The organism is Fodinibius roseus (genome assembly GCF_900129315.1).
Lineage (GTDB): Bacteria > Bacteroidota > Rhodothermia > Balneolales > Balneolaceae > Fodinibius > Fodinibius roseus.
Genome location: NZ_FQUS01000012.1, coordinates 94,241 through 117,479 on the forward strand (window position 1 = coordinate 94,241; position 23,239 = coordinate 117,479).

A 23,239-nucleotide genomic window follows, 5' to 3' on the forward strand; every position below is an offset into this window, starting at 1 on the left:
CAAAGAAAAAGCGGATACCTGTTGAACAGTATCCGCTTTCGTTGATTACATAAGTGCGTTCCCAAAACGGGAACAGGTACAAGCAAAAGATCAGGCCACTTTAACCCGGATCTTCTTCCCTTTCACGCGATTCCGGTTCATGATATCAAGCACCTGCTTCACGTGTTTTCCCGGGATATCCACAAACGAATGATGGGGAAAAATATCGATGTTCCCGATCACATTGCCCGGAACATTGGATTCGCCGGCAATGGCTCCCACCAGATCACCTGGATAGACATTATTCTTTTTGCCAACATTGAAGTGCATCCTGACCATGGCAGAATCGTCATAATTATGAGACTGGGACTGCCCGTTCTCCCCGGCAGCTTCCTCCTGCTGATCCGGAGCCTCTGTTCGCTTCTTAAGCAAAGCCGCGGCAATTTCAACGGTCGTAAAGCGATCATCCGTAAACGACTCAATCTGATCGATAAAGGGACGCAAGTTCCCCTTCTCCAGCACTTCCACCAGCCCATCCATCTCCCCGGCCAGGCGTGACTTCTGCACATCGGCCGTAGACGGCAGATCCAGGGGATTCAGCTGATTCTTGATCTGTCGCTCTATTGTGCGAAGCTGCTTCTTTTTGCTCTTGGTGCTAAACGTGATAGCCATGCCCGATCGCCCGGCACGTCCGGTTCGCCCGATACGATGAACATAATACTCCGGATCCTGGGGAATATCATAATTGAAGACGGCCTCGATATCATCGATATCAAGTCCCCGCGCCGCAACATCCGTACCCACCAGGATATCAATCGCTCCGCTGCGAAACTTCCCCATCACCCGGTCGCGCTGGTTCTGGCTGAGATCACCGTTGATAAAATCGGAAGAATAGCCGCGGGAACGGAGCTCCCGGCTTACCTTTTCGGTTTTACGCTTGGTATTGCAAAACACCAGCGCCAGCTTAAAGTCATTGATATCCATAAAACGGCAGATCGCCTCCGTACGCACCGAGTCGCGGACTTCCACCACGTACTGCTCGATATTCGGGGCGGTCATCTTCTTGCGTTCGATGGCCACAGTCTCCGGGTTATCCATATAGCGATTCATGATTTTCCGGATGCCTTTCGACATGGTCGCCGAAAACATGATGGTTTGCACCGGCTGACTGGCGTAGGACAGGATTTGTTCCATATCATCCCGAAATCCCATGTTCAGCATTTCATCGGCCTCATCAAACACAACGCGCTGCAGGTGATCCAGCTTCATCGTGCCCCGGCGGAGATGATCGATCGTCCGCCCCGGCGTCCCCACGACCACATGCGCACCGCGCTTCAGCGCCTTGATTTGCCGCGAGATCGATTGTCCCCCGTACACCGGCACCACGTGCAGTCCGTCCAGGTGCTTCCCGATTTTGATAAGCTCGCCCGTCACCTGGATCGCCAGCTCGCGAGTGGGACACATAATGATGGTCTGCACTTCCTTTATACTGATATCGGTCTGCTGAACCAGAGGAATGCCGAATGCAGCAGTTTTTCCGGTCCCCGTCTGGGCTTGTCCCACCACATCTTTCTGTTGCAGAAGAGGGGGAATACATTTTTCCTGTACCGGAGTCGGTTCTTCAAAACCCATATCTGTGAGAGCCTGAAGAATTGGTTGGCTGAGATTGAGCTCAGCAAAAGTTAGATCTGTCATAAATTAAATAAAAGTAAATGAATATTAGTAATAACCTGACGCACACAAAATATACCTTTAGTACCAGCAAGAAGTTGCTGCCATCCTAAAACGTATATAACGAGAGGCGCCGACAGACCTGAGAGAGGGATGTAAGAACCTGTTTAAAACGAATAGGTGGGATTCACGTAACACCAGAGCGGCAAGATACGGAAAATTATTCACAATACATACTTATGGATGAACAACAGCTCCTTTTGGATGGTCTCCGGACAACCCCTCGCCCCTTTGCACGACCGGGAAGCATTGGCAGGTAAAGACGCTGGAGAGAGAAGCTAAGCTGGTATGCTGTCAGGCCAGCTAACCACACTGCAGGGTAATATGGCATCCGTGAGGCAACATAATAAGCGTGACACCGGGCAGAACTTTTCGGTTAAAAACAGGCGGGCTACTCCTCTAAAGGTGCCGAAGAGGCAGCGGTCTTCATCTCTGCTTCTACCTCTACCTGCTTTTCCTTCTCAACGCGGGCCTGTTCGGCGGGACTCGCAAACAGGATGAATAGCCATTCCCGCCATCCCTGCGCCTTTTTCAAGTCGCGCCAGATGGCTATGAACTCATGAAAAACGAGATAAATGGGATTATAGGAATCCGGCGGCTTGGTGATGCCGTAATTCGGCGTATTAAGCTCAGGCTGGAAGGTCCCGAACATGCGGTCCCAGATAATAAACGTGGATCCATAATTTTTGTCGAGGTAATGATCATCTTTGGCATGATGCACCCGGTGATGGGAGGGCGTCGTGAAGAAAAACTCAATCGGCCTGGGCAGCTTGTCGATAAGCTCGGTATGGATCCAAAACTGGTACAATACCGCAATCTGGTGACAGATGAAAAACACGACCGGGTGAAAGCCGGCCAAAGCCACCGGCAGAAAAAAGATCACCTTGAAGCCCTGCACCCACGAAAGCCGAAAAGAGACCGAAAAGTTATATTGCTCGGACGAGTGATGCGGCACATGCGTGGCCCACCAGATTCGCTGTTCATGGGCAATACGGTGCGCCCAGTAGCGGCAAAAATCCAGCACGAAAAAGCAAAGTACATACGACCACCAGGTATGCGGTACCCGCCACGGCACCATGTTATAGAAAAAGAGTACGAGACCGAAGATACTCACTTTGGTCAGCGAGCTGACGATAACATTTCCAATACCGATCGCCGTGGAAGCCCAGAAATCCTTGCGGTCATAAAGGTCCCATTTGAGCCAGGCACTGATTCCCCACTCAATAAAGACCAGAGCAAACATGACGGGGGCCGCATAAATAATGATCGGTGGAAGCCCCATGGCCATGAGCTCTTCAATCGTGATAAGTTCGGGCATAAGAAAGTGAATTCTGATCTGACAGTTAAAGCAACTAACATATCAGATATTACCCTCAATTAAAAGAAAGGTTTCCAAAACGGACTTTTTTCTAATTTTATCGGTAGGGGGATTTTAACATCCTCCACACGCTCAATATACGGTGGTTTTACCATCCCTGTGGCGTTGATCTTAACCAAAGATCCTTGTTTTACGATGCCCGCTAAAAACAACCTGTCAGGGGCCGGCGCACGGGGATGCCCTCGAAAATATCAACCCCTTCCCGGATATCACGGCTCAGAAGTGCAGGGATCCTTTCGCCGGGGAATGGGGAATGGGACAGGCGGGAACAGCGGGATACACTCTACTCCCGTTTTTTCAACTCAGACTGCGGTGGCCTGACCGTAACCACCGGAATGTCAAGGTGCTGGGCCACCATCTCGGTTGTGGACCCCAGGAAGAGATGAGCCCAGCCACTGTACCCGTGGGTGGCCATGACGACAAGGTCGGCATGATCACCGGCATACTCCTGGATGCCGACATGAGCCGAAACGCTCTTCTCAACAGCCGTGGAAAAAGGGATGCTGTGGCTTGAGGCCCCTTCGGTGATCACAAACGCATCCTCAAAATCAGCTTCCCCGCGATGAATTTGAATACGTCCCCCCTTATCACTGCTCAGATACGCTTCCAGGCGATCGATAAGCGCTTCATATATATTCGCTTCCTCCGACTTCCGGGGATCCCGCTTTTTACCATCATCCAGGGGATTCCCATACAGCTCCATGGCATAATACAAAATAATTTCGGCCCCGTAGATATCGGCCAGTGAAAGAGCCACCGGCAGAGCGGAGAAGGAGAGCTTCGACCCGTCGGTCGGCAGCAGGATGCGCTCGAACCCGTCGGAGCTCAGACTCGCATCCACGGTGAAGACCGGGATATCGGAGTATCGAATCACCTTTTCGGTCGTAGAGCCCCGCAACAGGTGAGAATCGTGACGGCCTTTGGAAGCCATGACAATCATATCGTAGCCTCCTTCCCCGGCCCAGTCGGATATTCTTGCCGACGGCTTGCGACCGACCCTGCAGATCGCCTCTCCTCTCTGTTCATCAGTGAGGTAGGTCTCCATGAGCCGCTTTAATTTCTGCTCTGCCTCTTTCTGGGCCCGGGGATAGATTTCCCCTTCCATGTCCAGGGGATTACCCAACGTTGCGATACTTTCATGGAAATACTTCAACATGGGGATAATATGGATAAAATCAACCCTCGCATCGAACCGGTGCGCAATCTCCCGGCTGTGTTCATACGCTGATTTGGCATTGTCCGAAAAATCCGTAGGCACTAATATTTTTTTAATAGGCTCCATAAAAGGTAAAAAGTAGTTTGTACTATCTGTTATCTATCCGGATGTACCATTATTACAGACGCACAGGCCGAATAGCTCCATTACAGGGTAAAACATTACTCTTTCACTCGCAAATAATCAAGGCCGACAACCATAACAAGTCCGATAATAATACCCCAGATACCCTGGACAAAATGTGCGGTCCGGGGCCCTTCGACCGTAATATACGGCACATAGGGGTCGCTCTTTATCAGTTTCTGCTTAACCGTCTGCAATTTTACCTTTTTGGACTCGTCGGTTTCGGCAGCGGGATTGATCACCTCTCCCAGCCGCTGAAATTCCGGCCGCAGCTTGTCCGGAGGCTGTTCCCGCAACGCCCGGGCTTTGGGACTCGTAAACCCGATCACTTCCTCCCTGGTTACAATTTCGGTGTAGGTGCGCTCCTGGTACGGCCAAATCACATACAGCGAGCCGATAAGGAAGCCGATCAGCAGGGCCAGCGTTCTGGCCTCATATCGATTTAACAGCCAGGACAGGATCCGCGAAAAGAGGGCTAATCCCACGATGGCCCCGGCGATGAACGGGAGAAGCGTTATCAGTCCCCCCGCCGTCTCGGAGGTCCCCAGCTTTCCGATTTCCGAGAGGATAAAGTCGTATTTCCGCAGGATAAGCAGCAGATAGGATCCGGAGATGCCGGGCAGAATCATCGCACAAATGGCAATCGATCCCGCTACAAAAATAAACAGGGGCGACTCGGACGTCGCGGTCGGCACCAGCGTAACCACCCAGTAACCGATCCCCGCGCCCAGCACAATCGCAAGCCCGTGCACCCAGCGGAACCCATTGATGGCTTTGGCCAATACCACAACAGAGCCCACGATAAGCCCGAAAAACAACCCGTAAATCAGTTCGGGATCAGTAAACATGTAGATTTGCAGCGGCACCACTTTCGTAAAGAAAAAGACCGCACACAACATCCCCGAGAGCAGCAGCAACAGGAACTTCCAGTGCACTTCCTGCAGCGCCGCCCTGAATTTAAACGTAACCAGCCGTTTCAGAAAGCCCGCGTCAAAGCTCCGAATGGCGTTAATCAGCCGCCTGTAGATGCCCACAATCAGCGCCATTGTCCCGCCGCTGACCCCGGGAACGATATCCGCCGACCCCATCAAAAATCCTTTCATCAATAAAAAAGGTGCTTCCTTCCAGGAGGTGGGATCGTTGTTTGCGTCCGTTGATGTCCGTTCGGTTTCAGCCACTTGAGAATCAGGAATTGAAAATTAGGAATTAGGTGGATCGCAGTGAATTTAAAATTCCTAATTCCTAATTCCTAATTACTCCTTCCACCCCTGTTCGCCGATAAGGGGCACGAATTTGAAGTCGCTGTAGTGCTCTTCTTCGTATTCGTTTTCCCTGATTTTAATAATCCGAACCATCTCCTGCCGGCGCTCATCCCCCACCGGAACCACCAGCCGTCCGTTGACGTTTAGCTGGGCCACCAGGTCGTCCGGGACCACCGGTGCGCCGGCCGTGACGACAATAGCGTCGTAGGGCGCGTAGGCCGACCACCCTTTGCTGCCGTCGCCCAGCTTCGCACGAACCGAGTAACTTAGCTCCCGAAGAGTCGACCGGGCTTTTTCGTACAGTTTCTTATGCCGCTCCACGGTATACACTTCTGCTCCCAGCTCACATAAAATGGCCGCCTGGTAGCCCGACCCGGTACCGATTTCCAGCACTTTCTCCCCGGGCATGACTTCCAGCAGCTCCGTCTGCCGGGCTACCGTATAGGGCTGAGAAATGGTCTGCTTTTTCCCGATGGGAAGGGCGGAATCCTGGTAGGCGCGGTCCTGCAGCGCCGTATCGACAAAAACGTGACGGGGCACCACGTTGATCGCCGACAGCACCCGTTCATCCTGTATGCCTTTTTTTCGGAGCTTATCGACCAGGTTTTGCCGCCGCTGCTTGAATTTCGGATTATTCGCTCCAGATCCCCAGTTCAACATAGCTCAAATACTTGCTGTTTTACACGCATTAAATGTTACCTTGTAACATAAGGAACTTGAGGCAATAAAATTGACTTTTATATACCTTGTTTTCATAGAACAAATAATGCATATAACTAAAAATGAAGACTTTTCTCAAAATTTTGGTCGCCGTTGCAGCGCTGCTGGTTGTCATCATCATCGGCGTGAACCTCTACTTCACCAATGAACGGCTGCAAAATCTGCTTATGCCGTACATCAACGAGTCGGTGGGACGTCAGGTAGAGGTGGGCACGATGTCCGCTACTTTTTTCAGCACGTTCCCCAATCCCGGGGTGGAAGTGAACAACCTCAGAATTCCCGGCGACACCGAAGAAGACACCCTGCTTACGATGGAGCAGCTGGTGGCCGGGGTGGAGCTTTTTCCTCTTTTCCGGGAGGAGGTCAATATTACCGAACTGACGCTGGCCAACCCGTATTTCGTGTACCGGATCCGCGCCGACAGTTCCACCAATATCGATTTTTTGCTGGACGAAGGGCCCGGCGACACCACCTCCGCGGGCAGCTACAATATCAACATCCCCTATTTTGAAGTCCAGAACGGTTATTTTGGCTACCGGGACCATACCTCCGGCACCTCGGCCACGCTGGAGGACGTCGGGGGCGACCTTTCGCTGAGCTATGCCGATTCCATCCAAAGCAGCATCGATATGGAGGTCGGGGGACTCTCTGCCACGGTCGACAGCGTCAGCTATTTCAGCGGCCTGCCGCTGAGACTGACCGAAGAATCCGTCATCCACACCGGGAGCGAGCTCATTCGCCTCGAGGAAGGTACGCTTGCTATTCGCGGTCTGGAGATGGACCTGACGGGCGTGCTCAGCAACTGGAGCGAGGCGTTTACCGTGGACCTGCAGTTCAACTCGTCGAGCGACAATTTCGGCGACCTGTTGCGCCTGGTGCCCGAAACCTATGCCGAATCTATCGAAGGATTCCAGTCCCGGGGCACCCTTGACCTGGGCGGGACGGTACAGGGACCCGTAACAGGCGACTCCATCCCCCGCTTTGACGTTCGCGTCAACGTACAGGACGGTTACCTGAAAGACCCCGATCTGCCCCAGGCCATCGAGGATATCCAGATTGGAGCCAATGCCACCAATGAACGGGTAACTATCCAGGCTTTCAATGCCACGGCCGGCGCCAATACCCTCACCGGTTCGGGCACCATCAACGAGCCGCTGGAAGATGAAGGGACCTTTGACATGGATTTCGTGGCCGATGTGGATCTGTCCACGATACACCAGTTCTATGATATTTCCGACTTCGACATCGAGCAGCTGGACGGCCAGCTGGATATCGATGCTGCGGCCGAGGGCCGACTCGATCAGCCGGAAAACGCTGCATTCGACGGAAAGGTTATGCTTGCCGACGGCCTGCTCAAATACCAGGATGTGCCGGAAGCTATCCGGAACATCAACATCAACGCTGCGGGCACGCAGGAGCTTTTTACCATCCACAGCCTGAGCCTGCAGGCCGCCGAAAACAACTTTTCGGCAGAGGGACAAATACGGCAGCTGCTGGACGAAAGCAGCCGGCAGGTCAATAATATGAATACGAACCTGCAGTTCGACCTGGCAACCATCAAGAATTTTTACCCTATCGACGAAGATACGCTTCGCCTGGAAGGGATACTCACCGCACAGGCCACCCTGGACGGGCGGGCCGACCAGATTGAGCGGGCGGTCCGGAGCGGGAGTATCAACCTGGAAAACGGCTTTATCGACTACCGGGAATTTGACGTCCCCTTTCGAAACATCACCCTCGAGTCGATCCTCGAGGGTCCCCGCATGACCATCGTGGAGGGCGGATTTCAAAGCGGCGATAACAGCGTAGAGCTCAGCGGGATCGTCAACAATTACCTGAGCGAGAACCGGGACCTGAACCTGAAGGCCGAGGGCAGTGCGCGGCTGCAGGAGATCAGCAACTACTATGAACTGGAACCGGACATCACCGATCTGACCGGTAATGCCGACTTCAACCTGAACATACAGGGACCGGCCGATGCGCCCGCGGAGATGGCCTTTTCCGGGAATTTGTCCCTGCAAAACGCGGCGATGTCCGGCGAATCCCTGCGGGAGCCGGTCAAAGACCTGAACGGGACGTTTACGCTGACGCCCCAAAAAGCGACGCTCAGCCAGCTCACCTTCAACATGGGGTCATCCGACCTGGATGTCGAGGGGTCGCTCAGCAACTACATGGAATACCTGAAAGAGGAGGGGGAACGCGCCGCCACCCCACAGCTGACGGGACAGGTTCGCAGCAACTATTTGGACCTGGATGAGCTGATTGACTGGAGCGATACCACCTCAACCTTCAACCTTGAGCTGCCGGACCTAAACGGTAATTTCAGTGCGCAAATTGACCGCTTCAGGATCACGGGGGTCACGATGCGCAACCTGCAGGCCAGGGCCACCTCCACCCCCTCTCAGATCAATCTGACGCAGGCGAACGTAGAGCTCTTCGAGGGAGAAGCCAGCGGCACCATGGTCTGGGAGATCCCCGGCGACCGGCCCTCGACGTTTAGCTTCAAGGGAGCGCTCGACAGCCTGCGCCTGGAATCGTTTTTTGCGGAATATCCCATTCTCGGGAGGGACAGCCGGTTCCACAACTACATCACCGGCACCTTCAGCACCGATATCGACTACACCACAAAAATCGACACGGAACTGAATCCCATGATCCCCACCACGGTGCTAAACGGCACCTTTGGCATGAGCAAGGCGCAGGTACAGAATCATCCGCTGCAGGAAGGAATTGCCACCTTTACCAGGATTAATACCCTCCGCGACGTAGCCCTCGACCAGTGGGAAAGCTCCATTTCGGTTGAAGACAACATCCTCACTCTTTCTGAGCTGACGCTCACCAGCAGCGACATCGGGATGGAGCTGAACGGCACCCAGCACCTGCAAACCGACAAGATCGATTTTCAGGTCTCCATCCTCCTGCCCGGGCGCTTTAAAGAGACCATCGCCCCCGTTATTACCAAGCAGGCCGCCAATGCCCTCACCCGCGACAACGGCACCGTCAGGGTCCCCCTGCAAATCACCGGCACCTACGGGAGTCCCTCGGTCCGGCCCGACCAGAGCGTGATCAAGCCGATCGTCAGGGAGTACCTGAAGAACAAGGCCGGGAATACGATCCGGGACCTGTTCGGCCGCGGTGATGAGAAAGAGGAGAAAGAGCAGGCCCAACCCGATACAGCGGCGGCGGATACTTCTTCTGTCTCTGTCCCCTCCCCGAACTGAGATACACAAACCATACTGTCAACTCTCCACGGTAAGCGTTATCTTAGCATGCATTGATATTCTAAGCCGGAGCGCTCACCACCGAATTTCCCGGTGAGAATTCCTCCGGATTCACCCTTTTTCAACTGAGTATTAAGCAATCATTTGATGGACGATCTGCACATTTACAACACCCTGAGCCGGCGCAAAGAAAAGTTTACCCCCATCACCGATCATTTTGTCGGAATCTACGTCTGTGGTCCCACCGTCTACGGCGACCCGCACCTGGGGCATGCCAAGAGCTATGTCTCCTTCGATGTGGTCGTCCGCTACCTCCGTTATCTCGGCTACCAGGTGCGGTATGTGCAGAATATCACTGATGTGGGACATCTTACCGACGATGCCGATCAGGGGGAGGACAAGCTTGAGAAACAGGCGAAAATCGAGCAGCTCGAGCCGATGGAAATTGCCGAGAAGTATACCTACAACTATTTCCGCGACATGGATAAGCTGGGCGTGCAGCGTCCCGATATCTCCCCCCGGGCGACGGGACACATTATCGAGCAGATCGAGATGGTCAAGAAGCTGCTGGAGAACGGGCACGCCTACGAGGCCAACGGCAATGTCTATTTCGATGTCTCCTCCGCCGAAGACTACGGCAAGCTCAGCGGACGCGCGGTGGAGGAGCAGGAAAGCGGCACGCGCATTGAGACGGCCAGTGACAAACGGGCGCCAGAGGATTTTGCCCTCTGGAAAAAAGCCGATGACGGACATCTTATGAAGTGGCCTTCGCCGTGGGGACCCGGCTACCCGGGCTGGCACGTGGAGTGCTCGGCGATGTCGACCAAATACCTGGGGGAGCATTTCGATATCCACGGCGGGGGACTGGATAACCAGTTTCCCCACCACGAGTGCGAGATCGCCCAGAGCGAAGGCGCCTTCAACCAGCCGTTCGCCAACTACTGGATGCACAACAATATGGTGACGCTGGAGGGACAAAAGATGGGTAAATCGCTGGGCAACGCTATTTCACTGGACCAGTTTTTCTCCGGCGACCATGATCTCCTGAGCCGGGCGTGGGACCCGCAGGTCATCCGCTTTTTCCTGCTGCAAAGTCACTACCGGAGCACCACCGACTTTTCGGAAGAGGCGCTCAGCGGGGCGGAAAGCGGCCTGCGCCACCTGCAGGAGATGCTTCTGGAGATCGACGCCGCAGAGGAAGGGGCCGGCGAGCGCTATCCCGTGGAAGAGCTCAAGGGCTCACTGGAAGCAAAGCTGAACGACGATTTTAATACCGCCCAGTCTATCGCGGTGCTGTTTGAGGAGCTCAAAACCATTCGCAAACAGGTCAACAAAGACCATACCCCTGAAAACATCGGGGAGATAAAACAGCTTCTCCATGATTTTGTGGACGGCGTACTCGGCTTATGGCCCGGGGCCGGGGAGCCGGGAGACAGCGGAAGCGGGGACGATAAAACCGAACAGCTGGTGGAGCTCCTGATTGATATCCGAAACAGTGCGCGCCGGGAGAAGAATTTTGAACGGGCCGACGCTATCCGGGACCGGCTCAGCGAAATAGGCATCGAGCTCATGGACAATCCCGGGGGGACGGACTTCACTGTCAAAAAGAGCTGATTTTTCATATTTGTCCCTTGTCAGTTGTTACCCGTTATTTGTTATTGTGCGATCATTTGTTCTTTTCACCGCTGCATGACTCTGACAACCAGCAAGCTGCTGTTTATTCTCACTGTTCACGACTAATTAACCAAATCTTATGCAACAATCCGATCATCTTGTATGGAGTGCCGATCCCATAGCCTTCAGCATCGGCACCCTTGAACTGCCGTTTCCGCTTGCAATCTGGGGCATCGTCGCTGCATTCGTATTTATCTACCTGGGCTATCAAAAGTTAGTGCCCGAGGATCTGCCCCGCGGGGAAGAGCCGGATGTGCCCGTGTGGAAATTCTGGGGCATGGTTATCGGCTCGTTTGTAGTGGGACAGCTGCTCTTTTTGGTGCTGCCCTCCCCTACCATCAGTGAAATCGGTCCCATCCAGCCGCGCTGGTACGGCCTGCTGTTTGCCTCCGCCTTTGTGGTCGGCTACCTGCTGATGCGCACCATGTACGAAGCGGCCGGGCGCACGCAGGAGGAGCTGGATAAGCTGCTGACCTACGTTTTAATCGGTACGATCATAGGCGCCCGGCTCGGACATGTGCTCTTTTACGACCCGGCCTTTTATTTCCGCTATCCCTCCCAGATCCTGGCCATCTGGAACGGGGGACTGGCCAGTCACGGGGCCGCCATAGGTATCCTCCTTGCAATGTATCTCTATATCAAAAAGGTTCCCAAAATGAATTTTCTCTGGATTGCCGACCGCGTGGTGATCGTCGTCGCTATCGGGGGCGCTTTTATCCGCACCGGCAACTTTGTGAACTCCGAAATCATCGGCAAGCCTTCCGAACTCCCGTGGGCCGTTATTTTTAAAAACGCCCATGGCCTCAGCGCCGCCCAGCAGATGATGCCGCGGCATCCCACCATGCTCTACGAGGCCGTGCTCTGTGTCATTATCTTTGCCCTTCTCTGGGCCCTCTATAAAAAATACCGCTCGCAGCCTCCCGAGGGATCCATATTCGGCCTCTTCCTGGTTATGCTTTTCAGCGGTCGATTTCTGCTCGAATTCACGAAAATAAACCAGGCGGCCTTTGCCGACCAGTGGTCCATTAACATGGGACAGTGGCTCAGTCTTCCCCTGATCCTTATCGGCGCCTGGCTGCTTGCTAAAAAAGTAACGTGGTCCCAGGCACCACCGGCCGTGAAACGGTAGGCAAGGTTAAAAAAGCATTTGAACTTTGGAAAAACCGGGATTTTTTTCCAGCAAGCTGGATCCAAATCCGGATCAGCCCGGATTTCTCACCAGGAAATTTGTTCTTCAGCAAGGCGAAGAGAAAATGGCAGCGGGACGGTAGGTAATCCGGATTAGACATAATAACAAGGAAACAGTACTTTCCAGTAAAGCAGGTTAACCCATACATCTCAGACAAACTTTTACAGGCATATGAAATCATTAGAGCCGGACATTCAGGATACAATCAACCAGTGGCTGCAGGGCAATTACGACGAGGAGACCAAAACCGCGATCAGGGAAAAACTGCAGCAGGAAAAATTCAAGGAACTGACCGACGCGTTCTATAAAGAGATGGAATTCGGTACGGGGGGCATCCGCGGGATTATGGGCGTGGGACCCAACCGCGTTAACAAGTACACCTTCGGGATGGCCACCCAGGGGTTCAGCAATTTCCTGAAAAAGAACTACCCGGATGAGCAAATCAAGGTGGTCATCGCCCATGACTGCCGCAATAACTCGGAGAAGCTGGCCCGGGTCGTGGCCAACATCTTTTCTGCCAACGGCATCTACGTGTACCTGTTCGAGGGACTGCGTCCCACTCCCGAGCTTTCTTTTGCCATCCGTGAGCTCGGCTGCCAGGGCGGGGTCATGCTCACGGCCTCTCACAACCCCAGGGAATACAACGGCTACAAAGCCTACGGGTCGAACGGGGGACAGCTGGTCTCCCCGCACGACAAGATGGTAATGGAGGAGGTCCAGCAGATCGGGAGCGTGGACAAGGTGAATTTCGAAGGCGATGAAGAGCGTATCGAGATGATTGGCGCGGAGATGGACGAAAAATATCTGGACGCCCTTGTGGACCTTTCCATATCGCGGGAGGCCATCCGGCGACAGAAAGACCTGAGCATCGTCTTCTCCCCCATTCACGGGACCTCCGGCGTGCTGGTCCCCCCCGCCCTTGAGCGGTATGGATTCGAAAACGTATCCTATGTGGAGGAGCAGATGAGTTACGACGGCGATTTCCCCACCGTGGAATATCCCAATCCCGAAGAAAAGGAAGCCCTTTCGATGGCACTGGATAAAGCCCGCGACATTGATGCGGAACTGGTCATGGCGACCGACCCCGATGCCGATCGCGTGGGTATTGCGGTAAAGGATCACCACGGGGAATGGACGCTGCTTAACGGCAACCAGACGGGCACGCTGATTATCCACTACATGCTCGACGCATGGCAGCAGGCCGATAAACTCACCGGCAACGAATATATTGTCAAAACGATTGTCACCTCCTATCTCATCGATCACATTGCCGACCATTACGGCGTTGCCTGCTACAATACCCTGACAGGGTTCAAGTATATCGGCGAGCTGATGACCGAGCTCGAAGGCAAACAGCAGTTTATTGCGGGCGGGGAAGAAAGCTACGGCTACCTTATCGGCGATCACGTGCGGGACAAGGATGCCGTCGTTTCTACGGTTATCATTGCCGAGATGGCCGCTTTCTACAAGGACAGCGGCAGCAGTCTTTACGAGGCCCTGCTCGGTATCTACGAAGAGTACGGCTATTTCAGGGAGCGGATGGTTTCCGTCTATAAAAAAGGCCGGGAAGGCGAGCGGGAAATAAAGGAGATGCTGGCCCGCTACCGGGAAAATCCCCCCTCCGAACTCGGCGGCTCGCGCGTCACCACCATCAGGGATTACAAAACGCAGAAGGAAAAAAATCTTATTTCGCAGGCCGTATCGACCATCGACCTGCCGAGCTCCAATGTCCTCCAGTTCATCACCGAGGAAGGCTCCATGGTGACCGTTCGTCCCTCGGGCACCGAACCCAAGATCAAGTTCTACTGCAGCGTCAACACCGACCTGCCGGACCGAAGTCAGTACGAAGACATCACCGGCCGGCTCGAAAACAAGATCGACGCGATCATCACCGACCTTACGGGGGACTGATAGCGCTCACTATTTAATCCGAATCTAAATTTCGGTCCCCCGCTGTATTACCTCCATACTCTGGTTATATTCCGCCTCATTGAACACAGGCGCTATGACCGAACTTCTGCAACACCCTGCATTTGACGTATTTTTATACGCCATGATTACGGCCGTGGCAACGGGACTGGGCGCGCTGCCGTTCTTCTTTTTCAGGGAGCTTACCCGTACCTGGCTCGGCATTTCGAATGCTATTGCCTCCGGGCTCATGCTCGCGGCCAGCTTCGGCCTGATTTATGAGGGACTGAATTACGACTTGTGGTTTACCTTCTACGGCATCATTCTGGGACTCCTTTTCATTGTCGGCAGCCAGAAACTGCTGGATAAATACGACGACCAGTTTTCGATCAAGCATATCCGCAAGGCGGACAGCACGAAAATGCTGCTTATTGTCGGTATCATGACCGTGCATTCTTTTACGGAAGGCGTGAGCGTGGGCGTCTCCTTCAGTGGCAGTCTCGATCTCGGTCTTTTTATCACCACCGCTATCGCGGTCCACAATATACCCGAGGGACTGGCAATCAGTCTTGTACTCATTCCGCGGGGGACCTCCCCCCTGAAGGCTGCCTGGTGGAGTATTTTCTCAAGCCTGCCCCAGCCGCTGATGGCCGTCCCCGCTTTCCTCTTTGTGGAGATATTCCGGCAGTATTTGCCTATGGGACTCGGGTTCGCCGGGGGTGCCATGATCTGGATGGTCTTTGCCGAGCTCATCCCCGACTCCATGGAAGACATCAGCGCCTCCACCGTCGCCACCACGATCACCATTTCCGTAGCCCTGATGATTGTCTTCCAGGTCCTTATTGGTTAAGGTTAAGGTTAAGGTTAAGGTTAAGGTTGAGGTTGAGGTTGAGGTTGAGGTTGCAGAAAAAGCTGCGGATTCAGCGTTTTCCCGGCAGGGATACAACGAATGCCATTCCTATCTCTCCACCCCGACCCAAGTTGAACTCTGGGAAACGGAGGACGGGTAACCGGGTGCTCTCGCAAGCTTTTTATTCCGGGAACTATTGGCTGGTTATTGTCGGCTAAAAACTTTATTTATAGCTTGAAAATTTTCACGTTAAAAACATACATGCGCTTCAAGATAAAACTTCTCCTCGTACTGACGCTTTTCCTCGGATTCAACGGAATCAGTAAAAGTCAGCCCTCCTCTTCCTCATCTGCCGACCGGACCATTGACGTTTTTCTCGATTGCAGGAGATGCAGCGAAACCTATATCCGCAATGAACTGACCTATATCAATTATGTGCGTAATAAAGAAGATGCGGAACTGCACCTGCTGATTACACGGCAATCCACGGGCAGCGGCGGCTTTGAATATACCATGCGATTCATCGGCAGCCGGGAATATGAAGGAGAAGACAATACCTACCGGTATATCTCTTCGGCATCCGATACCCAGCAAGAACGGCAACAGGGGCTTGTCAATCGTATAGGCATAGGACTGGTTCCCTACCTGTCTTCACTGCCGGTCGTCAAGAGATTGCGGGTACATTACGAGCCCAGGGAAGAACGCACATCACCTTCGGCACAAGCTGATGACTGGAACTACTGGGTTTTTGAAGTCTATGCCTACACCTCCCTGCGGGGAGAGCAAAGCCAGAATCATTTTTTCATGAGTACGGGCGCGGATGCCGACCGGATATCGGAAGAGCTGAAAATACGGCTCAATTATGACTGGGACTATGGCCGGCAAAGTTTTGACAGGGATGATTCCACGGACGTTTTCATAACCCGCGGGCAGGAACTGGACGGGACCGTAGTTCAAAGCCTCTCCGATCACTGGTCCGTAGGTATCTTTGCAGAAGCAAACCGCTCTACCAGGAACAACATCGAGCTGGGTATCTATGGAAGTCCGGCCGTTGAATACAACCTTTTTCCATACCGGGAATATGCGCAGCGTGAATTCAGCATCAGATATAGTCTTGCCCCCAACTATTATCAGTACCAGGAGGAAACCATTTATGGTAAAATGCAGGAAACACTGGTGCGGCAGAGTCTGCGTACAAACATTCAAATAAACCAACCCTGGGGAGAGTTCGAAGGCCGGATTGACGCGACCACCTTTCTTCACGACCTAAGCAAAAATCGTTTCGAAATCGACCTTGAACTCGATGTCAGGATATTCAGGGGACTCTCGTTCAATATCAACAGCCGCTACGCAATCATACATGACCAGCTATATATTCCAAAAGGCGACATCAGTGATGCCGAGCAGCTGCTCAACCTGCGGCAACAGTCCACGTCCTACTCCTATCGCGTATCCATGGGTATTGCCTACAGTTTCGGTTCCATATACAATAACATCGTGAATCCCCGTTTCTGATATGCTGTCAGTATGCAAGTGCCAGCGGTGTCCTGTTTCGGCTCGGGACCGTCCGCCATTTCCGTAGCCCTGATGATTGTCTTCCAGGTCCTTATTGGTTGAGGTTGAGGTTGAGGTACAGGATTGTGGGTTGGGATTGAAGAAAATATTGCGGATTCAGCGTTTTCCCGGCATAGATGCCTTGAAAATATCAGGTGATAAATTTGTTATTTGTATGGGTTCCCGATATTTAATTACCTTCCGAAGTCTAAATATTATTCCCAACAGCCCGTACCCAGCCATGAACTGTCTGCTACAGAATTCTTCTCATTCCAAACTCCTTTCTTCTCATTCCAAACTCATTGTACCGTTTGTGCTGCTGACCCTCCTCCTGTTCCCGGGGCTGGGCCAAAGTGAAGCGCAACAACAGGAGCACAACCAACCACAGATCCGGGTCCGATCCCAAACCCATGAACAGGCTACAACCCAGCCGCGGGCCCAGTCCCAAGCACAGAGTCAGACTCAACGTCAGTCCCGGAACCAAACTCAAATCCAAGTCCAGTCCCAGGATCAAGCTCAAATACCGGACCAAACCCGATCACAGGGCGAAGCCCAGACTCGGGCACAGCCACAGGTCAAACCCCAAACACAGGCACAACACCAAGCCCGAACACAACTCCAAGCCCGAACACAATCCCAAGTCCGGACCAAGTCCCAGTCCCTGAAAAAAGAACGGTATTCCAGCCTCAAAGAGGCTCTCTACAGCAGCGGGCTGCGCAGCTCAAACGGACCCCGCAACGTCAACTGGATTGATGGCGGAGATCGCTACTCCTATATGCAGCGAAATGAGGAAACCAGCAGCATGGAAATCCGCGCCTACGATCCCGCAACAAAAGAGGATATGCTCATTTTCAACGCCGAAAATCACACTTTCCCCGGCGCCGACTCTACCTTCGAATACTCCTCGTTCCAGTGGTCCGGGGATTCCAAATACCTCGTCTTCCAGTCCAACTTCCGTCCCGTCTATCGCCGCTCCGGCATTTCGGACTACTACCTCTACTCGGTTGAAGAGGAAAGCCTGCAGCTGCTGGTCGAAGACGCCCGCACCGCCGAACTGTCCCCCGACGGACAAAAAATCGGCTATGAACGCGATGGGGACCTTTTTGTGTATACTCTTGAAACGGAAGAGGAGCGGCGGCTGACCGACAGCGGAGGTGACTATTTTTACAACGGGCGTTTCGGCTGGGTCTATGAAGAGGAATTCGGGCTGGCACAAGCCTGGGAGTGGTCCCCGGACAGCCGGTATATCGCCTACTGGCAGGTGGATGAACGGGAGGTCCCGATCTTCCAAATGACCGACTATGAAGGTCAGCATCCCGACTATGAAACCATTCCCTACCCCAAGGTGGGGGACCAAAATCCTTCGGTCAGAATCGGCGTGGTGGAGGTCTCATCGGCGGATAAACAGTGGATCGACCACCCTGAAGACGGCTATATCCCGCGGCTCTACTGGACCTCCCGGGAGGGACAGCTGGCCGTGGTGCATCTCAACCGCCTGCAAAACCACCTGAAACTTTTTTTTAGTGACGTGCGCAGCGGCAGCAGCGAACTGATCATGGAAGAGCAGTCCGACGCCTGGATTGACGTTTTCGACTTCTTTGCGGGGATCAATCACCTGTTTTTCTTTCCCGACGACCGGGAAGAGTTCTTCTGGATCAGCGACCGGGACGGCTGGAGTCATATTTACCGGTACGATTACGACGGCCATCTCAAGAACCAGGTCACCACCGGCGACTGGGAGGTCACCTATGTGCATGCCGTCGACGGGGAGGACCGGCGGATCTACTACACCTCCACGGAAGTCTCCCCGCTCGAGCGCCACCTCTATGCGGTTGATTTCGACGGCAGCGGCAAACAGCAGCTTACCCGGGTCGAAGGCACCCACAACATTCATATGAGTCCCAATACCCGGTACTTCCTGGATCGCTATTCCAATACCACCACCCCCACCCAGGTGGAACTCTGGGAGACGGACGAAGGGAAGCTGCGGACGCTGGAGGATAACGAAGCTGTCAGGGAGTTTACCGAAAACCACGTCTACGCGCCGCGGGAGCTGTTTGCCTTCACCACCTCCGGCGGGCAGCAGCTGGATGGGTACGTAATTAAACCCGTCGATTTCGATTCCACCCGCTCATACCCCCTGCTGCTGAATATTTATGGGGGTCCCGGCGCCCAGGGCGTGTATAACGCCTGGGAGTCCACCGGCTGGCTGCAGTATCTCGCCCAGGAAGGGTATGTTATTGTCAACGTGAACAATCGCGGCAACGGGGGCTATGGAAAAGATTTCGAAAAAAAGGTCTACAAGCAGCTCGGCAAGTGGGAAGCCAACGACTTTGTGGAAACCGCCCGGCATATGGGAGCAAAAAGCTGGGTGGACTCCAGTCGCATGGCCATCAGGGGACACAGTTACGGGGGGTACATGACGACCTACACGATGTTCACTCATCCCGGCGTTTTCCGGGTGGGGATTGCCGGCGCCCCGGTGACCGACTGGCGGCTGTACGACAGCATCTATACCGAACGCTATATGGGACTTTTGGATGAGAACGGGGAGGGCTATGAGCAAAGCTCCTCCGTTACGCACGCGGGCAACCTGGAGGGAGATCTTTTTGTGGCACACGCTGCGATGGATGAAAATGTTCACCTCCAGAACACCATGCAGCTGATGACGCAGCTGACAAGCAGCGGGAAAGATGCCGACCTCCGGATATACCCACCGGGCGCCCACGGCGTGGCCTATAATTCAACCAGCTACCTGCTCCTGTACGAAACATACACCGAATACCTGAATACCCATCTGAAATAACCGGCCAAGAGGCGGTGGCGGGGGTTGTCGCTTTCAAAGGAAGTCGCCATGCAGCCACGCTTACCTTCTCACGGAAACTGTTTGCATTCACCACCGGCGGCCGGACAAGTGGGAGCCAGCGACTTTGTGAAAGGCCCTGTATGATCACCCCGTTTCCCCATTCGGTTCCCGCTCCTTCCCGCGTCCGCGAAGCATGGCGTCCAGCTTCTCCCCGCCACGGATGCCGAAATCCAGCGTCCGGATCGGGAACGGAATCATGATATCGTGTTCGTTGAACTTGTCGTTGATTGCCATGATAGCCTCGCTTCGCATATCCAGGAAATCGGGATTCGTTCGAAAATTTACCCAGAAACAGACTTTAAAGTTGATCGAACTCCCTCCGAATTCTTCATAAAAGAACAGGATATCCCGGTCGCTGTTATATCCCTCCAGCTCTTCAATCGCTTCAATGGCCAGGCTGCGGGCCTTTTGCAGGTCGTCCCCGTATGAGATGCCGCAGGCCAGGTCGATCCGCCGCTGTCCCTCCGAGGTATAGTTGGTCAGTGGATTTTCAAAAACGATCTTGTTGGGAATATAGACAATCTGTCCCTGCGGCGTCTCCAGGATGGTATTACGCAAATTCAGTTTTCTCACCGTACCGTAAATATCCTTGGTCTCGATAATATCACCGATACCGAAGGGATGGCGAATCGTCAGGATGATACCGGAGATAAAATTGGAGGCAATATCCTGGAAGGCAAAACCTAACGCCAGACCAACGATACCCGCACCGGCAAGCAGCGAGGTAACGGCGCCATCCAGGTTCAATACGCCCAGGGCGATAAAAATCCCCAGGCCCACAATCATGATCCCGGCAACAGTTTCCAGCAGGTCGATCACGGTTTTATTCATCGTGGCCCGTGACAGCAGCTTGTGCACGGCCTTGCGGACCAGCTTGCCGATTCCGAAAAACAGGAGCAGCACGAACAGCGCTACGACCATCTCGGGCAGCATGCTGATCAGGGTGTCCAGCCAGCTCTCCAGCTTACTCATCACCTCCTCATTCAGTTTCGATCTGAAATCCTGAAAAACTCGGGAAATATCCATCGGTTGATTCTTTTTTGCCTGGGTTGCAGCTCATAATTTCGGTATAAAATCAAGATATCTGGATTTAATTCATAATATTTTAAGAAATTTTATGAATTTGCTATTCGCTGGCCGGTTATTTGTTCCCAATTCCCAATTAACAAAGCTCTGCTACAATTTGTATCTTTGGGGTTATGACCGTACAAACCGATATTGACGAAAAAATTAACCTGAAAGCCCTCACCAGGCAGGAACTCCGGGAGTTTACCGAAGAACTGGGATTGCAGTCCTTTCGAAGCGACCAGCTTTTCCAGTGGCTCTACCAGAAAGGAGTCCACAGCTTCGATGAGATGACGAACCTGTCGAAAGACCTCCGCTCGCGCCTGAAAGAGATAGCGACCGTCCCCACCATCGAGCATGTCCGCCGGCAGGAATCCAAGGACGGCACGATCAAGTTCCTGTTCAAGCTGCAGGGGGAGGGAGAGGAAGAACACAAGGTCGAGTCGGTCCTGATTCCCGACTTTTATCCCGACGGGGCCGCCAACCGCCTGACCGTCTGCGTCTCCTCGCAGGTAGGGTGCGTATACGGATGCTCCTTTTGCGCGACCGGCAAGATGGGCTTCTTTCGCAACCTGACCCACGGCGAGATCGTCGACCAGGTACAGTATATCAATGCTCTTTGCGAGGAAAAATTCGGCAAAGGCATTACCAATGTCGTATACATGGGGATGGGCGAGCCGCTCCATAATTACCAGGCGGTGGTCAGCTCGGCCTCCATCATTACGGATCAGCTGAGCATCGGTCTGTCTCCCAGGCGGATTACCGTTTCGACGGTCGGACTCACCCGGCGGATCAGGCAGCTGGCCGACGAGCGGCAGCCGTTCAACCTGGCCATCTCGCTCCACGCCGCGAATGACGAAAAAAGGGATGAGATTATGCCGATCAACAGTTCGATGGACCTCGGGCAGTTAAAGGAGGCGGTCCAGTACTACTACGCCAGGCTGCACCGGCCCCTCACCTATGAATACCTGCTGTTTGACGAGTTCAACGACAGCCCGGAAGATGCGCGGCAGCTGGCCGAGATTGTGCGCTGGGTGCCCAGCAAAGTGAACATCATCATGTATAACGATGTCGCCGGCGTGGCGCTGAAAGGAGCCCGGGAAGAACGGCTGGACCGCTTTATGCAGGAGCTTGTGGCGCGCGACATCACCGCTACCGTTCGCCGCAGCCGCGGGGACGATATCGACGCCGGGTGCGGGCAGCTGGCCATCAAGGAGGGACAGCCCCAGGGGAAGTCGATCCGGAAGAAATGATTTTATTCAGAAGGCTTTGAAAAACGAGGCATTTTGTTCAATATCAAGGCCAGAGGGAGGTTGGAATCGCAGCATATAGCCTATATGTGAGAATCTCAACCGACCGATAACACCGATATTGGGCAAAAGGACCGTTTAACAGAGCCCTTCTCAATCATGGATAAAATTCAGTATCCGATCGAAGCGGGGAAGCCAGCGTTCGCTGTCCCACGAGAAATAGATCATGCCGGCTTTGCCGACAATATGCGTCTGCGGCACAAAACCCCAGAATCGGCTGTCCTCGCTGTTATCCCGGTTATCCCCCATCATAAAATAGTAATCCTGACGGATGGTATATTCATTCGTCTCTTCCCCGTTGATAATAAACTGCTCGCCTTCCCGCTGCACGCTGTTGCCTTCGTAGCGGGTCAGAATATCCTCATAGACGTGGTAGTTGCCGGGCGTCAGCGTTACCGTCTGTCCCTCAAACGGCACCACCGTGGGCGGCAGGTGATGATGGTTCATGAATCCGGATGAAAAGCTGAATTCCCGCCGGTCGTATTCATTAAATCCGTCGGGCAGCACAAACGGGTTGACGTCGGTCACTTCCTGCCACCGGCTAATCGTTTCCGCCACCTGCCGGGTCATATTGACGCGGTAGACGCCGGGCTGCTGGGTCTGGTAAAGGGTGCCTCCCGCCGCTCTCACTTTTGCCGCGCTCAGACGCACGCGATCCCGCACGCGAACCTCATAGGTCCGCTGGATCCCCGGAAACGGCTCCGCCTGTTCTCCGTTGACAAACAGCTGGTTGTCATCGATAGAAAGCGTATCTCCGGGCATCCCGACCAACCGTTTGACGTAGTTGGTCTTGGCAGCAATCGGCGCCAGGTCCACCGGGTAGTTAAAGACCACAATATCATTGCGCTCTATCTCATCGAATCCCGGCAGGCGGGCCCAGGGCAACACCAGTCCCTGCATATAGATATTGGTAAACGGGACACCCAGCACCATGGGGGTGCGGGGACCGTAGCTCATTTTTGATACGATCAGAAAGTCACCCGTCATCAGGGTCTTTTCCATCGACGGGGTGGGAATGCGATACGCTTCAAAAAAGAAAGTGCGAATAATCAGTGCCGCCACGGCCGCAAAAAGGAGCGCATCCGCCCACTCCCGCAGCCAGCTCTTTGCCTTTTTATGTTGATTTTTTCTCCGCTGCTCCCGGCGTTTTTGTCGTTCTTCTCTGGAAAGTTTATTGGCCAAAACAACTCCTT

Annotated in this window: 16 protein-coding genes; 9 read left to right on the top strand and 7 right to left on the bottom strand. The window is 53.7% G+C overall.

Annotated features, from left to right (window positions below; genetic code table 11):
- Positions 1-90: 90 nt before the first annotated feature.
- From BUB16_RS12150 to BUB16_RS12170, 5 genes are all read right to left on the bottom strand, one after another.
- The gene (locus BUB16_RS12150) at positions 91-1,674 is read right to left on the bottom strand and encodes a DEAD/DEAH box helicase (RefSeq protein WP_073064498.1); all 1,584 of its coding nucleotides are present in this window, start codon (positions 1,672-1,674) and stop codon (positions 91-93) included.
- Positions 1,675-2,101: 427 nt separating this feature from the next.
- Entirely contained in the window at positions 2,102-3,028 is a 927-nt protein-coding gene (locus BUB16_RS12155; protein ID WP_073064500.1) for a sterol desaturase family protein, read from the bottom strand.
- 343 nt (positions 3,029-3,371) lie between these two features.
- Positions 3,372-4,370, bottom strand: coding sequence for a universal stress protein (locus BUB16_RS12160; RefSeq protein ID WP_073064503.1), 999 nt, complete (start codon positions 4,368-4,370; stop codon positions 3,372-3,374).
- 95 nt (positions 4,371-4,465) lie between these two features.
- Positions 4,466-5,605, bottom strand: coding sequence for a DUF368 domain-containing protein (locus BUB16_RS12165; protein WP_073064506.1), 1,140 nt, complete (start codon positions 5,603-5,605; stop codon positions 4,466-4,468).
- A gap of 75 nt (positions 5,606-5,680) precedes the next feature.
- Positions 5,681-6,349 carry a protein-L-isoaspartate(D-aspartate) O-methyltransferase gene (locus BUB16_RS12170; protein WP_073064510.1) on the bottom strand — a complete coding sequence of 223 codons (669 nt, stop codon included), beginning with the start codon at positions 6,347-6,349 and terminating at the stop codon, positions 5,681-5,683.
- A gap of 122 nt (positions 6,350-6,471) precedes the next feature.
- Between BUB16_RS12170 and BUB16_RS12175 the strand changes: the two genes are divergently transcribed.
- The 8 genes from BUB16_RS12175 (at position 6,472) to BUB16_RS12205 (ending at position 19,611) form a co-directional block, all read left to right on the top strand.
- Positions 6,472-9,630, top strand: coding sequence for an AsmA family protein (locus BUB16_RS12175; protein WP_073064514.1), 3,159 nt, complete (start codon positions 6,472-6,474; stop codon positions 9,628-9,630).
- Between the two features lie 147 nt (positions 9,631-9,777).
- Positions 9,778-11,244: a cysteine--tRNA ligase gene (gene cysS / locus BUB16_RS12180; protein ID WP_073064518.1), complete on the top strand. Its 1,467-nt coding sequence runs from the start codon at positions 9,778-9,780 to the stop codon at positions 11,242-11,244.
- Positions 11,245-11,383: 139 nt separating this feature from the next.
- Positions 11,384-12,433: a prolipoprotein diacylglyceryl transferase gene (gene lgt, locus BUB16_RS12185; protein WP_211483164.1), complete on the top strand. Its 1,050-nt coding sequence runs from the start codon at positions 11,384-11,386 to the stop codon at positions 12,431-12,433.
- Between the two features lie 231 nt (positions 12,434-12,664).
- Positions 12,665-14,404, top strand: a complete 1,740-nt coding sequence (locus tag BUB16_RS12190) for a phospho-sugar mutase (RefSeq protein ID WP_073064521.1) — start codon at positions 12,665-12,667, stop codon at positions 14,402-14,404.
- A gap of 94 nt (positions 14,405-14,498) precedes the next feature.
- Positions 14,499-15,251, top strand: a complete 753-nt coding sequence (locus BUB16_RS12195) for a ZIP family metal transporter (RefSeq protein WP_073064524.1) — start codon at positions 14,499-14,501, stop codon at positions 15,249-15,251.
- Entirely contained in the window at positions 15,244-15,411 is a 168-nt protein-coding gene (locus BUB16_RS21510) for a hypothetical protein (protein WP_170864376.1), read from the top strand. The genes BUB16_RS12195 and BUB16_RS21510 overlap by 8 nt, the downstream gene beginning before the upstream one ends.
- Before the next feature lie 101 nt (positions 15,412-15,512).
- Positions 15,513-16,766, top strand: a complete 1,254-nt coding sequence (locus tag BUB16_RS12200) for a hypothetical protein (protein ID WP_073064528.1) — start codon at positions 15,513-15,515, stop codon at positions 16,764-16,766.
- 280 nt (positions 16,767-17,046) lie between these two features.
- Complete coding sequence (locus BUB16_RS12205) at positions 17,047-19,611, top strand: DPP IV N-terminal domain-containing protein (RefSeq protein ID WP_084088248.1); 2,565 nt, start codon at positions 17,047-17,049, stop codon at positions 19,609-19,611.
- Positions 19,612-19,755: 144 nt separating this feature from the next.
- Here BUB16_RS12205 and BUB16_RS12210 read toward each other — a convergent pair whose 3' ends face one another.
- Positions 19,756-20,697 carry a mechanosensitive ion channel family protein gene (locus tag BUB16_RS12210; RefSeq protein ID WP_073064542.1) on the bottom strand — a complete coding sequence of 314 codons (942 nt, stop codon included), beginning with the start codon at positions 20,695-20,697 and terminating at the stop codon, positions 19,756-19,758.
- Between the two features lie 173 nt (positions 20,698-20,870).
- On the opposite strand from BUB16_RS12210, the gene rlmN reads away from it, so the two are divergent.
- Positions 20,871-21,989: a dual-specificity RNA methyltransferase RlmN gene (gene rlmN, locus BUB16_RS12215; protein ID WP_073064545.1), complete on the top strand. Its 1,119-nt coding sequence runs from the start codon at positions 20,871-20,873 to the stop codon at positions 21,987-21,989.
- Between the two features lie 150 nt (positions 21,990-22,139).
- Here the strand turns inward: rlmN and lepB are convergent, their stop codons facing one another.
- Positions 22,140-23,228: a signal peptidase I gene (gene lepB / locus BUB16_RS12220; protein WP_073064548.1), complete on the bottom strand. Its 1,089-nt coding sequence runs from the start codon at positions 23,226-23,228 to the stop codon at positions 22,140-22,142.
- Positions 23,229-23,239: the final 11 nt, after the last annotated feature.

Coding starts and splice junctions, on each gene's coding strand:
- BUB16_RS12195 (WP_073064524.1), top strand. CDS start 14,499: ATGACCGAACTTCTGCAACACCCTGCATTTGACGTATTTTTATACGCC.
- BUB16_RS12200 (WP_073064528.1), top strand. CDS start 15,513: ATGCGCTTCAAGATAAAACTTCTCCTCGTACTGACGCTTTTCCTCGGA.
- BUB16_RS12205 (WP_084088248.1), top strand. CDS start 17,047: ATGAACTGTCTGCTACAGAATTCTTCTCATTCCAAACTCCTTTCTTCT.
- BUB16_RS12155 (WP_073064500.1), bottom strand. CDS start 3,028: ATGCCCGAACTTATCACGATTGAAGAGCTCATGGCCATGGGGCTTCCA.
- BUB16_RS12210 (WP_073064542.1), bottom strand. CDS start 20,697: ATGGATATTTCCCGAGTTTTTCAGGATTTCAGATCGAAACTGAATGAG.
- rlmN (WP_073064545.1), top strand. CDS start 20,871: ATGACCGTACAAACCGATATTGACGAAAAAATTAACCTGAAAGCCCTC.
- BUB16_RS12190 (WP_073064521.1), top strand. CDS start 12,665: ATGAAATCATTAGAGCCGGACATTCAGGATACAATCAACCAGTGGCTG.
- BUB16_RS12160 (WP_073064503.1), bottom strand. CDS start 4,370: ATGGAGCCTATTAAAAAAATATTAGTGCCTACGGATTTTTCGGACAAT.
- cysS (WP_073064518.1), top strand. CDS start 9,778: ATGGACGATCTGCACATTTACAACACCCTGAGCCGGCGCAAAGAAAAG.
- lgt (WP_211483164.1), top strand. CDS start 11,384: ATGCAACAATCCGATCATCTTGTATGGAGTGCCGATCCCATAGCCTTC.
- BUB16_RS12170 (WP_073064510.1), bottom strand. CDS start 6,349: ATGTTGAACTGGGGATCTGGAGCGAATAATCCGAAATTCAAGCAGCGG.
- BUB16_RS12150 (WP_073064498.1), bottom strand. CDS start 1,674: ATGACAGATCTAACTTTTGCTGAGCTCAATCTCAGCCAACCAATTCTT.
- BUB16_RS12175 (WP_073064514.1), top strand. CDS start 6,472: ATGAAGACTTTTCTCAAAATTTTGGTCGCCGTTGCAGCGCTGCTGGTT.